Below are 14121 nucleotides of genomic sequence, written 5' to 3'. Positions count from 1 at the left end.
CCCGCCCGGACGGGCGGGGGCGGCACGGCGCGCGCTCAGGCCGGGGTGAGGCCGGAGGAGGCGGGGCTCTCGTCGGCCTCGTCGTGCTCGTCGTGTTCGTCGTCCTCGAAGTACTCCGCGTCCTCGTCGAAGACGGAGCTCACGTCGAAGCGGTGCAGGACGTCCTGCGGATCGGTCTGGCCGAAGGGCGAGCCCAGCCACTCCCCCGGCTCCGAGGCCTCCTCCAGCGCGGCGATCCACAGGGTGGAGTCGCCCTCCTCCAGGCCGAACTCCTTGTAGCGGGAGGCGATCTCGTCGGCCTCGTACTCCCCGAAGAGCACCCCGAGCGCCCCGCCGGTCCCGCCGTCGTCGATGAGTTCGGCGTCGCGGTCGTGCGCGGCGACGCGCTCGGCCTGGGCGATCAGCCGGGCCGGTTCGACGACGGCGTAGTCGCGGCGGATGAGCACGCTGAAGGCGGCGGGCTCGGCGGGGCCGGTGTAGCGGGCCCCGGTCTCGGGTGTGGGGATCTCGAAGGGGGTGACCTCGTCGTAGCGGTCGTAGAGGAGTTCGTCGTACTCCTCGGCGGCGGCGGCGAGTTCGTTGAACGCGGCGTAGACGGCCGGGTCCTCGTCCCCGACCCTGCTCTCGACCGCGGCGAGGTGACGGTCGAGAGCGGCCTTGACCGCCTCGGCGGCGGCGCGTACCTCGGCAACAGTGGGCAGAGCGGCATCAGACATAGTGCAGACGCTATCCGTAGCGGGCCGGTGCCCGCACAATAGATGCGATGCCGGAATACGAATTCGTCGACGTGTACGTGCCCCGCGGTACCCCCCGCAAGGAGGCGACCCGCCTGCTGACCGACCATGCGGAATACGGGCATTGGGAGCTCGACCGCCTGACCCTGTACCGGGACGGCAGCCGCCGCGCGCGGCTGCGCCGCCGGATCATCCGCCAGGTCAGAGCGACCTGGTGACCCTGGAGCCGTGACGGCGCCCCGCCGGGGGCGGACGTGCGGACGCGGGCCCCGGAGTCCGGGACCCGCGCCGTGAGCGTCCGTCAGGCGGAGTTGCGCGCCCGGCGGTAGAGCACGGTTCCGGCCAGCAGCAGTCCGCCCGCGAGCGGGAGGCCGGCCGTCATGGCGTCACCGGCTCCGGTGGCGGCGAGCCCCGCGCCCGGCGCCGGGGCGGTGTGGCCCGCCGGGGTGGTGCTGCCGCCGGTACCCGAGCTGCCCGTGCCCGGAGTGCCGGGGGTCTGACCGCCGGGGGTGCCGGGGTTCTGCTGCCCGCCGCCCGGGGTGCCCGTACCGGGGTTGCCCGGGGTCTGACCGCCCGGGGTGCCCGGGTTCCCGCCGGGGGTACCGGGGTTGCCGCCGGGAGTCCCCGGGTTCCCGCCCGGCGTACCCGGGTTCCCACCCGGCGTACCGGGATTGCCGCCCGGCGTACCGGGGTTCCCGCCCGGGTTGTGTCCGCCCGGGGTGCCGGGGTTGCCCGGGTGGCCCGGGTGTTCGCCGCCGGGGTGGCCGGGGTGGCCCGGCTCGTCGTCGTCGCAGTCCTCGTCGCCGTCGCCCGGGGTGCCGGGGTTGCCCGGGTTGCCGGGGTGTCCGGGGTGGCCCGGGCGCTCGGGGCCGTGCGAGGTGTTGGCGCAGCGGTTCCCGAAGGCCGGGTTCAGGCCCCCCACCACCGTCACGGTGTTGCCGCAGGCGTTCACCGGCACGTCCACCGGCGCCTGCACGTTGTTCCCGGACAGGAGTCCCGGCGAGTTCGCGGCGTGCCCGGAGGCGCCGGAGTCGGCCTGCGCGTAACCGCCGCCGATGGCGAGGACACCCCCCGCCGCGGCCATCGTGATCAGCGTCTTCCTCGTGACCTGGACAGGTCGTCGCATCTGTACTCGTCCCCTGGTGTGTGCGTTCGCGCGGCGCACAGGCTGTACGGTCTCCCCCGCCCGTCACGCCGGCCCGTCTGGAATCCGGGCCCTGATGCCCGGCGGCCCCGGAGCGCTGGATTGCGCTCCGGGGCCAGAACTTCAGAAGCGTCAGGCGTTGACGCAGGTGTTGCCGAAGGCCGGGTTCAGCAGCGCGATCACGTTCACGGTGTTGCCGCAGACGTTGACCGGGACGTGCACGGGAACCTGGATGACGTTGCCGGACGCGACACCGGGGGAGCCGATGGCCGCACCCTGGGCGCCCGCGTCGGCGACGGCGAGGCCGGCACCCGCGAGAACCAGACCACCGGTGGCAGCCGCAGCGGCGACAACCTTCTTGAGCATTGTTCCTCCTAGTAGGCAATGCGGTCCCAGCCGCGGACCGCACCACCTGTAACGAGGAGGGATCACCGGGGCTACGAGCGTATGAGCGCATTCACTCTTCTCAGTGGAATCCGCACACCTTCCCGAATCCCCGGCGTTAGGCGTTGTCGATGAAACGGTCGAGCACCCGCACGCCGAACTTCAGGCCCTCGACCGGAACCCGCTCGTCCACGCCGTGGAACATGCCCGCGAAGTCCAGCTCCGGCGGCAGCTGGAGCGGCGCGAAGCCGAAGCAGCGGATGCCGAGGTCGTCGAAGGACTTCGCGTCCGTGCCGCCCGAGAGCATGTACGGCACGGCGCGCGCGATCGGGTCCTCGGCCTTCAGGGCGCCCTGCATGGCGTCCACGAGCTTCCCGTCGAAGTCCGTCTCCAGGGCCTTGTCCGCGTGCACGTCCTCCCGCTTCACGCGCGGGCCGAGGATCCGGTCGAGGTCCGCGAAGAACTCCTCCTCGTAGCCCGGCAGGAAGCGGCCGTCCACGTGCGCCGTGGCCTGGCCGGGGATCACGTTGACCTTGTAGCCGGCGCCGAGCATCGTCGGCGCGGCCGAGTTGCGCAGCGTCGCGCCGACCATCTTGGCGATCCCGCCGAGCTTGGCGAGGGTGGCGTCCATGTCGTCGGGGTCGAGCGGGGTTCCGAGCGCGTCCGAGAGTTCGTCGAGGAAGTGCCGGACGGTCTTCGTGACGCGGACCGGCCAGGTGTGGCGGCCGAGGCGGCCGACGGCCTCGCACAGCTCGGTGATCGCGTTGTCGTTGTTGGTCATGGAGCCGTGGCCCGCGGTGCCCTCCACCGTGAGCCGCATCCAGTGCATGCCCTTCTGGGCCGTCTCCACCAGGTAGAGGCGGAGGTTCTCGTTCACGGTGAAGGAGAACCCGCCGACCTCACCGATGGCCTCGGTGACGCCCTCGAAGAGCCCGGGGTGCTTGTCCACGAGGTGCCGGGCGCCGTACGTGCCGCCCGCCTCCTCGTCCGCGAGGAAGGCCAGCACGATGTCGCGCGGGGGCTTGCGCCCGCTGCGCATGCGGTCGCGCACGACGGCCAGCGTCATCGCGTCCATGTCCTTCATGTCGACCGCGCCGCGGCCCCACACGCAGCCGTCGGCGATCTCCCCCGAGAAGGGGTCGTACGTCCAGTCGGCGGCGTTGGCCGGGACCACGTCGGTGTGCCCGTGGATGAGCAGGGCCGGCCGTGAGGGGTCCTCGCCCTCGATGCGGGCCACGGTTGAGGCGCGGCCCTTGTGCGATTCGAAGATCTGCGGTTCCAGTCCGACCTCGGCGAGCTTCTCCGCGACCCACTCGGCCGCCTTGCGCTCGCCGGGGCCCGAGTGGTCCCCGTAGTTGCTGGTGTCGATCCGGATGAGGTCCCGGCAGAGGTCGACGACCTCGTCCTGGCCCGAGACGGTCTTGCCCGCGCCCGCTGCGCTCACGCTGCTTCCTCCCATTGATCACGTACCGGCTGTCTCCCCATCCTCGCGCCCGGAGCCGCTCTCCCCAAGGGCGGTCCGCCGGCCGGAGGGGGTGTGATCGAGGACCCCGGACTGTTTGGTAATGTTTTCCACGTCGGAACGGCCGCGAGGCCGGACCGCACACACCCGGTCCGGGTGGCGGAATGGCAGACGCGCTAGCTTGAGGTGCTAGTGCCCTTTATCGGGCGTGGGGGTTCAAGTCCCCCCTCGGACACACAGTGAAGAAGGACCCCGCTCCGGCGGGGTCCTTCTTCGTTTCCCCGCCGGGGTCGTGGTGGCCGGAAGCCGCTGGTCGGGGGGTGGGGCGGGTGGCCCCGGAATGTTTGGTAATGTTTCACCTGTCGCCACGGCCGCCGAGGCCGGAACGACACACACCCCGTCCGGGTGGCGGAATGGCAGACGCGCTAGCTTGAGGTGCTAGTGCCCTTTATCGGGCGTGGGGGTTCAAGTCCCCCCTCGGACACACAGTGAAGAAGGACCCCGCTCCGGCGGGGTCCTTCTTCGTTTCCCGCCGTCGCCCGCGCGCCCGTGTGCGGGGCCCGGAACGGCGAGGGGCCCCCGGGAGCGGGCGGGGCCCGTCCCGGGGGCCCCTGGGGCCCGTGGGGGTCGTCAGCCGCGCGAGGCGGCGATCTCGTTCACCCGGCGGCGGACCAGGAACCAGCCGCCGACCAGGGCCGCGGCGATGCCGGGGAGGATCATCACCGTGGTGCGGCCGACGCCGCCGTCACACCACATCAGCACCAGGACGGTCACCAGGAAGACCAGGGTGACGATCTGCGTGTACGGGGCCCAGGGCAGCTTGTAGCCGGGGCGCTCGACGAGGCCGTTCTGGGCGCGCCGCCAGAAGAACAGCGAGCAGATCATGACCATGGCCCAGGTGCCGAGGATGCCGATGGAGGCCAGGTTGAGGACGATCTCGAAGGCCTCGCCGGGCATCCAGTAGTTCAGGCCGACGCCGGCGACGCCGAAGGCGGCGGTGAACAGGACGCCGCCGTAGGGGACCTTGCCCTTGTTCATGACGCCGGTGAACTTCGGGGCGGAGCCCGACATGGCCATGGAGCGCAGGATCCGGCCGGTGGAGTAGAGGCCGGAGTTCAGGCTGGACAGGGCGGCCGTCAGGACGACCAGGTTCATGATGCCGGCGGCGCCGGGCACGCCCAGCTTGTCGAAGACCGTGACGAAGGGGCTCTGGTCGGCCGAGTACTGCGTGTACGGGAGCAGCAGCGCGAGCAGCACGACGGAGCCCACGTAGAAGAGGCCCACGCGCCACATGATCGAGTTGATCGCCTTCGGCATGATCTTCTCGGGGTTCTCGGTCTCACCGGCGGCGACGCCGCAGAGTTCGACGGAGGCGTACGCGAAGACCACGCCCTGGATGACCAGGAGCATCGGGAGCACGCCGGACGGGAAGATGCCGCCGTGGTCGGTGATGTTGGCCAGGCCCGGGGTGTTGCCGCCGATGTCGTGGCTGGTGGCGACGAGGTAGATGCCGACGATCAGGAAGATCGCCAGGGCGGCGACCTTGACCAGGGAGAACCAGAACTCCATCTCGCCGAAGTACTTCACCGAGATCAGGTTCGCGGTGAGGACCACGGCCAGGGCGATGAAGGCGAGCACCCACTGGGGGATGTCGGTGAACATCGACCAGAAATGGGCGTAGGTCGCGGCGGCGGTGATGTCCGCCACGGTGGTGGTGGACCAGTTGAGGAAGTAGAGCCAGCCGGCCGTGTAGGCGCCCTTCTCCCCCATGAACTCGCGCGCGTACGAGACGAAGGCCCCGGAGGAGGGGCGGTAGAGGACCAGCTCGCCGAGGGCCCTGACCACGAAGAAGGCGAAGACGCCGCACACCGCGTACGCGATGGCGAGGGAGGGGCCCGCACCGGCGAGGCGGCCGCCGGCTCCGAGGAACAGGCCGGTGCCTATCGCCCCGCCGATCGCGATCATGTTGATGTGGCGGGACTTGAGGTCCTTGCTGTAGCCCTCGTCGCCTGCGTCGACATGGCGGGAGGACGCCTCGGCTGGGGCCTCGGTCAAGGTGCGGTCACTCATATACGACTTCGCCTTCGTGGGTCGGACAGGCAGGTCCGAAGCCGCGTGCGGGGGAGCTGGGTGGTGTCCCCCGTGCCGCGTTCCGGTGATTTTGTCGCCCCAGGAGACCACGCGCCTCCTCCCCCCGCCAAAATCGGCCACTGCGCGACGAAGCCCCCGGCGACCTTGGAAACGGTCGTCGGGGGCTTCTCGGAGGCACGAAACCGAGGGCTGCGGGGGCTCAGGCGCCCGGCCCGGCCTCGGCGGCCTGGTCGAGGCGGAAGGCCTCGTTGCCGAGGCCGATCCGGGCGTGCGCCTCGGGGCGGCGGGACTTGAGCACCAGCCCGTGGACCAGTCCGGCGAGGGCGGCCGCGCCGATGAGGGCGGGCAGCACCCAGCTGAGGGCGGAGCCCTTCTCGGCGGCGACCAGGACGGCGAAGTCCTTGACGGTGTAGACGGCGATGACGACGAGGGCCAGGCCGGCGAGGCCCGCCGCGACGAGCCGGCCGACCTGGGCCCCGGCGGCGCCCCGGCGGACGAAGAAGGCGATGACGGCGAAGGAGGACGCGGCCATCAGGACGGTCACGCCGAGGGCGCCGACGCTGCCCATCCAGGTGAACAGGTGCAGGACGGGGGCGGTGGGGTCCCCGGCCGGGGACCCGTCGGTGAGCGCGAAGGCGAGGACGACGAGGGCCGCCACCACGGTCTGGAGCAGGGAGCCGGTGGCGGGGGCGCCGGTGCCCGGGTTCGTCCGCCCGAAGCGGGCGGGGAGCAGGCCCTCGCGGCCCATGGCGAAGGCGTAGCGGGCGACGACGTTGTGGAAGCTGAGCATGGCCGCGAACATGCCGGTGACGAAGAGCACGTGCAGGACGTCGGTGAAGCCGGCGCCGAGGCGGCTCCGCGTGAGGTCGAAGAGCAGGGCGGGGCCGGCGTCGGCGGCCGCCCTGGTGATCTGCGCGGGGCCGGTGGCCACGCTGAGGGCCCAGGCGCTGAGGGCGAAGAAGAGGGCGACGAAGCCGACGGCGAGGAACATGACGCGGGAGACGACGATGTGCGGCTTGCTGGTCTCCTCGGCGTAGACCGGGGACTGCTCGAAGCCGACGAAGGCGGCGATGCAGAAGCACAGGGCGGTGCCGAGCCCGGCCCCGCCGAGGCCGGCGGGGTCGAAGGCGTCCAGGGAGAGGCCCTGGGGGCCGGGCTTGCCGAGGGCGGCGAGGTCGAAGACGACGACGAGGGCGCACTCGATGAGCAGCAGGACGCCGAGCACCCTGGCGTTGAGGTCGATCTTCAGCCAGCCGAGTGCGCCGGTGGCGGCGACGGCGAGCAGGGCGGGGATCCACCAGGCGATCTGCGTGTGCAGGTAGGTGGCGAAGAGGCCGGAGATCTCGAAGCCGAGGATGCCGTACACGCCGACCTGCATGGCGCTGTACGCGACGAGGGCCACGAAGGAGGCGGAGGCTCCGGCGGTGGGGCCGAGGCCGCGGGCGATGTAGGCGTAGAAGGCGCCCGCGTTGTGGACGTGGCGGCTCATCTCGGCGTAGCCGATGCCGAAGAGGGCGAGGACCACGCCCAGGATCACGAAGAGCAGCGGCTGGCCGACGATGCCCATGACCCCGAAGATCGTGGGCATGACTCCGGCGACGACCATCAGGGGCGCGCTGGCGGCGAGTACGGAGAGCAGCAGGCCGGCGGTGCCGAGGCGGCCGGCGCGCAGGGCCCGGTCCTGGCCCTTGTAGGTGCGGATCTCGGCCTGGGTGGTGGCGGCGGCCGGCACGGTGGATCTGCCCGTCGGCATGGCAGGGTCCTTTCGGGGGCGAGTGGTCGGATCGGGGGCGGGGCGTCCGGGGGCGGGGCTGCGGTCGGGGGGCGGGCGCCCGGGGGTCAGGGGTCACGCGCCCGGGGGTCGGGCCGGGGTCGGCGTGGTGGCCGGGGCCGGGGTCGGGGTCAAGCGGTGCCGAGCGCGGCGCTGCGCGCGGCGAGGAAGGCCTTGACGGGGTCGCGGTCCGGGTAGGACCAGGGGGCGCGGGTGGCGTGGGCGCCGATGCGGTGGAAGAGGGCTGCGGCCTCGGCGGGGCGCCCTTCGCAGAGCTTGGCGTGGGCGAGGAAGTTGAGGTCGACCCGGTTGCGGGGGTGGTCCTCGCGCTCCCACTCCAGCCACCAGTCGAAGGCGGAGCGCAGGACCTGGCGGGCGCGGCGGCCGGTCCAGTGCTCGACGGCGGTCTCGGGGGCGGTGCCGCCCCGGGCGGCGGCGAGGACGCGGTAGCGCTCGGCGTGGGCGATGACGGGGAGCACGGCGAGCGGGGAGTCGGCGGGGGACTCCTCGGCGGCCCAGGCGGCGAAGTCGTAGACCTCGTGGAGCGGGTCGCGGCCGGCGGCGGGATCGCGTTCGGCGAGCCGGGCGACCATGAGGTGGTGGGCGTGGTGGTGCTCGCGGTGGCGGGCCCTGACCTGGTCGAAGTGGCGGCTGAACTCCTCGTCGGACCCGAAGGCCCGGGAGAGCATCAGTAGGCCGAGCCAGGGGGTGGGGTCGGCCGGGAGCAGGGCGGCGGCCCGGCGGCAGGCCTCGTCGGCGGCCTGCGGGGTGCCCTTGCCGCGCAGGGCGGCGTGGACGGCGGAGCAGGCGAGGAGAGTGGCGGCGTCGGCGCTGTCGGGCTCGGCGAGCAGCCATTCGCGGGCCCAGGCGGTGGCGGAGGGGGTCTCGGCGAGGACGGTGACGCGGTGGCCCCGGCGGTCCCAGTCGTCACCGGTGGCCACCAGCAGGCTGCGGGCCCTGGCCCACCGGCCCTGGGTGAACTGACCCCGTACGGAGACGAGTTCGGTGTCACAGAGGGCCGGGTCGAAGAGCTGGGCGTTCCGCTTGCGGGTGCGGCCGAGGGGCGGCGGCGGGGACATCCGCGGGTTCCCTCCAGAGCGCGGGTGCGGGCGGTGCGGGCGGTGCCGGTGGCGGCGGTACGCGGGGCGGGGCGCGCCGGGGCGCGGCGGCTCGATCGGCCGGTGGTCAATCCGGATGATCACTCACAGCAAACCGGTACGCACAGCTCCGCGTCAAGGTCCGGACCGGGCGGTGGCTGGAATCAACTGGTGTGCGAAGCGGGGCAGTTGGGATGGAACCGGCCGGGAGGGATCCCGGGGCGGTGCCGCCGCGCGGTGCTGGATCGCGGGGCTGGATCGCGGCTACGACACCGCGGACGCCGCCGCGCGGCCCGCTGCCCGGCCCGAGAAGAGGCAGCCGCCCAGGAAGGTGCCCTCCAGGGCGCGGTAGCCGTGGACGCCTCCGCCGCCGAAGCCCGCCGCCTCCCCGGCCGCGTACACGCCGGGCAGGGGCTCGCCCGTGGGGGTCAGGACGCGGGAGGACAGGTCCGTCTCCAGGCCGCCGAGGGACTTGCGGGTCAGGATCGAGAGGCGGACCGCGATCAGCGGGCCGGCCGCGGGGTCCAGGATCCGGTGCGGCGCGGCGGTGCGGATCAGCCGGTCGCCGAGGTACCTGCGCGCCCCGTGGATGGCTGTGACCTGGAGGTCCTTGGTGAAGGGGTTGGCGATCTCCCGGTCGCGGGCGGTGATCTCGCGGCGGACGGTGGCCTCGTCGAGCAGGCCCTCGCCGGTGAGCTCGTTCATCCGGCGGACCATCGCGGACAGGTCCCGTTCGACGATGAAGTCGGCGCCCCGGTCCATGAAGGCCTTGACCGGAGCCGGTACGGCCTGCCGGGCGCGGACCAGCACCTCGCGGACCGAGCGGCCCGTCAGATCGGGGTTCTGCTCGGAGCCGGAGAGGCCGAACTCCTTGCCGATGATCCGCTGGTTGAGCACGAACCAGGTGTGGTCGTGGCCGGTGCGCATGATGTGGTCGAGGGTGCCGAGCGTGTCGAAGCCGGGGAAGAGCGGGACGGGCAGCCGCCGGCCGGTGGCGTCCAGCCAGAGGGAGGAGGGGCCGGGCAGGATGCGGATGCCGTGCCGGGCCCAGATCGGGTCCCAGTTCTCGATGCCCTCGGTGTAGTGCCACATCCGGTCCTTGTTGATGTGGCTGGCGCCGGCCTTCTCCGTGATCCCGAGCATCAGGCCGTCCACGTGCGCCGGGACCCCGGAGAGCATCCGGGCGGGCGGGGTGCCCAGGCGGGCGGGCCACTGGGCGCGGACCAGGTCGTGGTTGCCGCCGATGCCCCCGCTGGTGACGATCACCGCCTGGGCGCGCAGGCTGAAGGTGCCGGCGCTCTCGCGGCCGCTGGCCGCGCCCCGTACGGCGTCCGAGGGTGCCAGGACCTCCCCGGTGACGGTGTCCACGGCGCCGGCGGTCGAGGCCAGGCCGGTGACCCGGTGCCGGAACCGCAGGCTGACCAGGCCGCGGGCCGCGCCGGCGCGGACCCGCCGCTCGAAGGGCTCCACCAGGCCGGGGCCGGTGCCCCAGGTGATGTGGAAGCGGGGGACGGAGTTGCCGTGCCCGTTGGCGTCGTAGCCGCCGCGCTCGGCCCAGCCGACGACGGGGAAGAAGCGCACCCCCTGGGCGTGCAGCCACGGCCGCTTCTCGCCGGCCGCGAAGTCCACGTAAGCCTCGGCCCAGCGGCGCGGCCAGGCGTCCTCGTCGCGGTCGAAACCGGCGGTTCCCAGCCAGTCCTGGAGGGCGAGGGCGCGGCTGTCCCGGATCCGCATCCGGCGCTGCTCGGGCGAGTCGACGAAGAAGAGCCCGCCGAAGGACCAGTGCGCCTGCCCGCCGATCGACTGCTCGGGCTCCTGGTCGAGGAGGATCACCTTCCGTCCCGCGTCGACGAGCTCGGCGGTGGCCACGAGGCCGGCGAGGCCCGCTCCGATCACGATCACGTCAGCGTCGTAGCTCATGCGTCTGCCCGTCCTCCGGTCGGTGGTGGGGCAGATCCTTTGCTACGGAGCGGTAACCCGTCAACAGCGGTGGTTGGATGGATCCGTGAGCGCAGCGGATGAGGTTCTGGACGTGGTGGACCGCGACGACCGGGTCACCGGTCAGGCCCCGCGGGGCGAGGTGTACGCCCGGGGGCTGCTCCACCGGTGTGTGTTCGTGCAGGTCAGGGATGAGGCCGGGCGGGTCTTCGTGCACCGGAGGACCGCGTCGAAGCTGGTCTTCCCCGCGCACTACGACATGTTCGTGGGCGGGGTGCTCGGCGCCGGGGAGGACTACCCGGGGGCCGCGCTGCGGGAGGCGGAGGAGGAGCTCGGGGTGAGCGGGCTGGAGCAGCCGGCCCCGCTGTTCAAGTTCCTCTACGAGGGTCCGGGCGGCTCCTGGTGGTCGTACGTGCACGAGGTGCGGTGCGCCCTGCCGGTGGCCCCTCAGGAGTCCGAGGTGGACTGGCACGCCTGGCTGGATCCCGCGGAGCTGGAGCGGCGGGCGGCCGGCGCGGAGTGGCCGTGGGTGCCGGACGGGCTGGAGGCGTACCGCCGGCTGCGGGCCTTCCGGGGGGAGGGGGACCGGCCGCCCGCGCCCCGCGCCTGAAGGGGACGTAAATTGGACAGGTGATCGACTTCGTCAAGGACGTGCGCCTCTGGTTCGCACCGCAGCGGCTGCGCGGCGAGGGCGAGACCCCGGACTACCGCTTCTCCCTGGCCAACGAGCGGACCTTCCTGGCCTGGATACGGACCGCTCTGGCGCTGGTGGGCGGCGGGTTCGCGGTGGACCAGTTCCTGCCGGACCTGCGCTGGGGGGTGCGGGTCGGGATGGCGCTCGCCCTGCTGGCGGTGGGGGCGGCCTGCGCGCTGCGGGCCGTGCACCACTGGGTGCGGTGCGAGCGGGCGATGCGGCGGGGCGAGGACCTGCCGCTGTCGCCGTTCCCGGTGCTGCTGAGCCTGGGGGTCGGGCTGGTCTCGGTGGTGATGGTGGTGGTCGTGCTGATGGGCTGGACGGCCCGGCCGTGACCCGGCCCGGCACCGCCGCGCGGGACGCCGGGCTACAGCCCGAGCGGACCCGGCTGGCGTGGCGGCGCACCACCCTGGCCTGCTCGGTCACCGCGGTGCTGGCGCTGCGGCAGGCCCTGCACGGGCACGGGTCGCCGGTGGAGGTCACCGGGGCGGCCGTGATCGCGCTGGTCTGGGTGGCCTTCCTGTGGGTGGCACACCGGCGGATCCGGCAGCTGGCCGCCGCCCGGCCGGCGGGGCTGACGCCCGCGGCGGCGGTGGGAGCGGCGGCGTGCGCGGTGGCGCTGGCCGTGTTCGCGATGGCCGTCATCGTCTGACCGATCGGCCGGGCCCCGCCCGCCTCCGGCCCCGGACGGGCTGACAGGATGCTGACCGCCTGTCACAGCGACCCGGGGAGAGCGCCCATGACCGTCGAGAAGCCGTACGTCGTCCAGCCCGCGGCCGGGGTGTACGCCTACGTCCAGCCGGACGGGGGCTGGTGCCTGAACAACGCGGGCTGGGTCAGCGACGGCGGGCGGACCCTGCTGGTCGACACCGCCGCCACCGAGCAGCGGGCGCTGGCCCTGCGCGAGGCGGTCCTGGCGGCGGGCTCCCCGCCGCCCCGGACCGTGGTCAACACCCACCACCACGGCGACCACACCTACGGGAACGCCGCCTTCGCGCCGGCCGTGATCGTGGGGCACGACAACGCGCGGGCCGAGCAGCTCGCCGCCGGGCACCAGCTGGAGCTGATCTGGCCCGCCACGGACTTCGGCGCGATAGAGATCACCGCCCCCGACCTCACCTACGGCGACCGGCTGACGCTGCACGTCGGAGACACCGAGGTGCGGGTCCTGCACCCGGGCGTCGCGCACACCACGGGCGACTCGGTGGTGTGGCTGCCCGAGCAGCGGATGGTGTTCACCGGGGACCTGGTCTTCGCCGGGGGCACCCCGTTCCTGGCGATGGGCTCGCTGGCCGGTTCGCTGCGGGCGCTGGAGCTGCTGCGCTCGCTCGGCGCGGAGACCGTCGTACCGGGCCACGGGCCGCTGACGGACCCGTCGGCGTACGAGTCCACCGAGCGCTACCTGCGGTACGTGGCGGAGCTTGCGCGGGAGGGCCGGGACGAGGGGCTGACCCCGCTGGAGACCGCGCGCCGCGCGGACCTCGGGGAGTTCGCGGCCTGGCGGGAGAGCGAGCGGCTGGTGGCGAACCTGCACCGGGCGTACGCGGAGCTGGCCGGGGAGCCGGAGGGGGCTCCGCTGGACATCATGGCCGTGCTGCGGGACATGACGGTGATGAACGGGGGCACGCCGATCCTGTGCCACGCGTGAGGGGATAGACCCGCGGCGGGCCGGAGGGGCTTCTTTCGGCCCGCCCTATGGACGGCATACCGACTGGTCGGCATGATGGCTCGGGACACCCCTCGTCGACCCGACTTCGTACGGAGGCGCGCCCATGACCCCAGCCGACCCCCGAGGCCTCGATCTGGAGCGGCTGCGCGGCCACCTCGACGCCGTGCGGCCCGGCCTGGTCGCCGGGCCGCTGACCGGCCGGCTGATCGAGGGGGGCCGCTCGAACCTCACGTACGCGGTCACCGACGGCTCCGCCCGCTGGGTGGTGCGCCGCCCGCCGCTCGGCCACGTCCTGGCCACCGCCCACGACATGCGGCGCGAGCACCGGGTGATCGCCGCCCTGCACGGGACGGCCGTACCGGTGCCCGGGCCGCTGCTGCTGTGCGAGGACGAGGAGGTGCTGGGGGCGCCGTTCTACGTCATGGAGTACGTGGACGGGGTGCCGTTCCGGACCGCCGGACAGCTCGCGGAGATCGGCCCGGAGCGGACCCGGCGGGCGGTGCTCGGCCTGGTGGACACCCTCGTCGACCTGCACGCGGTGGACCCGGAGGCGGTCGGGCTCGGGGACTTCGGCCGGCCCGAGGGCTTCCTGGACCGGCAGCTGCGCCGCTGGGGCAAGCAGCTCGCGGCCTCGCGCGGCCGGGAGCTCCCCGGGATCGACGAGCTGCACGGGGCGCTGGGCCGGGCCCTGCCCGGCTCCCCCGCGCCGACCGTGGTGCACGGGGACTTCCGGCTGGACAACGTACTGATCGGCGGGCCGGACGACACCATCCGGGCGGTGCTGGACTGGGAGATGTCCACGCTGGGCGATCCGCTGACGGACCTCGGGCTGCTGGTGATGTACAGCTCCGACCTGGGCCTGGAGGACTCCCCCGTCAGCACGACGAGCCGGGCCCCCGGCCATCCGGCGCCCGCCGAGCTGATCGAGCGGTACGCCGCCCGTTCCGGCCGGGACACCGGGGCGATCGCCTGGTACACGGCCTTCGCCTGGTTCAAGCTCGCGGTGATCCTCGAGGGCATCCACTACCGGTACACGCTCGGCCAGACGGTCGGCGCCGGCTTCGACCGGATCGGCGAGCTGGTCCCGGTCTTCATCGCGCACGGTCTGACCACCCTCCAGGAAGGCTGAGGAACCCC

At 73.3% G+C, this 14121-nt stretch carries 14 protein-coding genes and 2 tRNA genes; 8 read left to right on the top strand and 8 right to left on the bottom strand.

Annotated elements, in window-relative coordinates; translation table 11 throughout:
- Positions 1-35 precede the first annotated feature (35 nt).
- The gene (locus AB0O29_RS18010) at positions 36-716 is read right to left on the bottom strand and encodes a hypothetical protein (protein WP_365152722.1); all 681 of its coding nucleotides are present in this window, start codon (positions 714-716) and stop codon (positions 36-38) included.
- Between the two features lie 47 nt (positions 717-763).
- Here AB0O29_RS18010 and AB0O29_RS18005 point away from each other — a divergent pair, with 47 nt between their 5' ends.
- Positions 764-952, top strand: coding sequence for a DUF5703 family protein (locus tag AB0O29_RS18005; protein ID WP_045950166.1), 189 nt, complete (start codon positions 764-766; stop codon positions 950-952).
- 83 nt (positions 953-1035) lie between these two features.
- Here AB0O29_RS18005 and AB0O29_RS18000 read toward each other — a convergent pair whose 3' ends face one another.
- The 3 genes from AB0O29_RS18000 to AB0O29_RS17990 form a co-directional block, all read right to left on the bottom strand.
- Positions 1036-1860 carry a chaplin gene (locus tag AB0O29_RS18000; RefSeq protein ID WP_365152720.1) on the bottom strand — a complete coding sequence of 275 codons (825 nt, stop codon included), beginning with the start codon at positions 1858-1860 and terminating at the stop codon, positions 1036-1038.
- 150 nt (positions 1861-2010) lie between these two features.
- Positions 2011-2244 (bottom strand): chaplin ChpH, encoded by a 234-nt coding sequence (chpH, locus tag AB0O29_RS17995; protein ID WP_365152718.1) that lies wholly within the window; start codon positions 2242-2244, stop codon positions 2011-2013.
- A 136-nt stretch (positions 2245-2380) separates the two neighbouring features.
- Complete coding sequence (locus AB0O29_RS17990) at positions 2381-3721, bottom strand: M20/M25/M40 family metallo-hydrolase (protein WP_365152716.1); 1341 nt, start codon at positions 3719-3721, stop codon at positions 2381-2383.
- 153 nt (positions 3722-3874) lie between these two features.
- On the opposite strand from AB0O29_RS17990, the gene AB0O29_RS17985 reads away from it, so the two are divergent.
- Both AB0O29_RS17985 and AB0O29_RS17980 read left to right on the top strand, forming a co-directional pair.
- Positions 3875-3959, top strand: a tRNA-Leu gene (locus AB0O29_RS17985).
- A gap of 164 nt (positions 3960-4123) precedes the next feature.
- Positions 4124-4208, top strand: a tRNA-Leu gene (locus AB0O29_RS17980).
- A 146-nt stretch (positions 4209-4354) separates the two neighbouring features.
- On the opposite strand, the gene AB0O29_RS17975 is transcribed toward AB0O29_RS17980, so the two are convergent.
- The 4 genes from AB0O29_RS17975 to AB0O29_RS17960 all read right to left on the bottom strand — a co-directional run bounded on the left by AB0O29_RS17975 (position 4355) and on the right by AB0O29_RS17960 (position 10603).
- Positions 4355-5794, bottom strand: coding sequence for an amino acid permease (locus AB0O29_RS17975; protein ID WP_365152714.1), 1440 nt, complete (start codon positions 5792-5794; stop codon positions 4355-4357).
- Between the two features lie 220 nt (positions 5795-6014).
- On the bottom strand, positions 6015-7568 hold the full coding sequence (locus AB0O29_RS17970) for an APC family permease (RefSeq protein ID WP_365152712.1): 1554 nt from the start codon (positions 7566-7568) through the stop codon (positions 6015-6017).
- Between the two features lie 149 nt (positions 7569-7717).
- A complete protein-coding gene (locus AB0O29_RS17965) occupies positions 7718-8665 on the bottom strand; it encodes a hypothetical protein (RefSeq protein WP_365152710.1) in 948 nt (315 codons plus the stop codon).
- Positions 8666-8947: 282 nt separating this feature from the next.
- Positions 8948-10603 carry an FAD-binding dehydrogenase gene (locus AB0O29_RS17960; RefSeq protein WP_365152708.1) on the bottom strand — a complete coding sequence of 552 codons (1656 nt, stop codon included), beginning with the start codon at positions 10601-10603 and terminating at the stop codon, positions 8948-8950.
- Positions 10604-10688: 85 nt separating this feature from the next.
- Between AB0O29_RS17960 and AB0O29_RS17955 the strand changes: the two genes are divergently transcribed.
- From AB0O29_RS17955 to AB0O29_RS17935, 5 genes are all read left to right on the top strand, one after another.
- Entirely contained in the window at positions 10689-11231 is a 543-nt protein-coding gene (locus AB0O29_RS17955; RefSeq protein ID WP_365152706.1) for an NUDIX domain-containing protein, read from the top strand.
- A gap of 20 nt (positions 11232-11251) precedes the next feature.
- Positions 11252-11650, top strand: a complete 399-nt coding sequence (locus tag AB0O29_RS17950; RefSeq protein WP_365152704.1) for a DUF202 domain-containing protein — start codon at positions 11252-11254, stop codon at positions 11648-11650.
- On the top strand, positions 11647-11967 hold the full coding sequence (locus AB0O29_RS17945; RefSeq protein WP_365152702.1) for a DUF202 domain-containing protein: 321 nt from the start codon (positions 11647-11649) through the stop codon (positions 11965-11967). Before AB0O29_RS17950 ends, AB0O29_RS17945 begins: the two co-directional genes overlap by 4 nt.
- Before the next feature lie 87 nt (positions 11968-12054).
- A complete protein-coding gene (locus AB0O29_RS17940; RefSeq protein ID WP_365152701.1) occupies positions 12055-12963 on the top strand; it encodes an MBL fold metallo-hydrolase in 909 nt (302 codons plus the stop codon).
- A 124-nt stretch (positions 12964-13087) separates the two neighbouring features.
- Positions 13088-14113: a phosphotransferase family protein gene (locus tag AB0O29_RS17935; RefSeq protein ID WP_365152699.1), complete on the top strand. Its 1026-nt coding sequence runs from the start codon at positions 13088-13090 to the stop codon at positions 14111-14113.
- Positions 14114-14121: the final 8 nt, after the last annotated feature.

The organism is Streptomyces sp. NPDC089915 (assembly GCF_040684675.1).
GTDB lineage: Bacteria > Actinomycetota > Actinomycetes > Streptomycetales > Streptomycetaceae > Streptomyces.
The sequence above is the reverse complement of the archived record's forward strand: the minus strand, read 5'-3'. Positions and strand labels throughout refer to the sequence as shown.

What these genes read in the sequence shown, in the direction of transcription:
- chpH (WP_365152718.1), bottom strand. Translation starts at nt 2,244, where the DNA reads ATGCTCAAGAAGGTTGTCGCCGCTGCGGCTGCCACCGGTGGTCTGGTT.
- AB0O29_RS17940 (WP_365152701.1), top strand. Translation starts at nt 12,055, where the DNA reads ATGACCGTCGAGAAGCCGTACGTCGTCCAGCCCGCGGCCGGGGTGTAC.
- AB0O29_RS18010 (WP_365152722.1), bottom strand. Translation starts at nt 716, where the DNA reads ATGTCTGATGCCGCTCTGCCCACTGTTGCCGAGGTACGCGCCGCCGCC.
- AB0O29_RS18000 (WP_365152720.1), bottom strand. Translation starts at nt 1,860, where the DNA reads ATGCGACGACCTGTCCAGGTCACGAGGAAGACGCTGATCACGATGGCC.
- AB0O29_RS17975 (WP_365152714.1), bottom strand. Translation starts at nt 5,794, where the DNA reads ATGAGTGACCGCACCTTGACCGAGGCCCCAGCCGAGGCGTCCTCCCGC.
- AB0O29_RS17960 (WP_365152708.1), bottom strand. Translation starts at nt 10,603, where the DNA reads ATGAGCTACGACGCTGACGTGATCGTGATCGGAGCGGGCCTCGCCGGC.
- AB0O29_RS17965 (WP_365152710.1), bottom strand. Translation starts at nt 8,665, where the DNA reads ATGTCCCCGCCGCCGCCCCTCGGCCGCACCCGCAAGCGGAACGCCCAG.
- AB0O29_RS17970 (WP_365152712.1), bottom strand. Translation starts at nt 7,568, where the DNA reads ATGCCGACGGGCAGATCCACCGTGCCGGCCGCCGCCACCACCCAGGCC.
- AB0O29_RS18005 (WP_045950166.1), top strand. Translation starts at nt 764, where the DNA reads ATGCCGGAATACGAATTCGTCGACGTGTACGTGCCCCGCGGTACCCCC.
- AB0O29_RS17990 (WP_365152716.1), bottom strand. Translation starts at nt 3,721, where the DNA reads ATGGGAGGAAGCAGCGTGAGCGCAGCGGGCGCGGGCAAGACCGTCTCG.
- AB0O29_RS17935 (WP_365152699.1), top strand. Translation starts at nt 13,088, where the DNA reads ATGACCCCAGCCGACCCCCGAGGCCTCGATCTGGAGCGGCTGCGCGGC.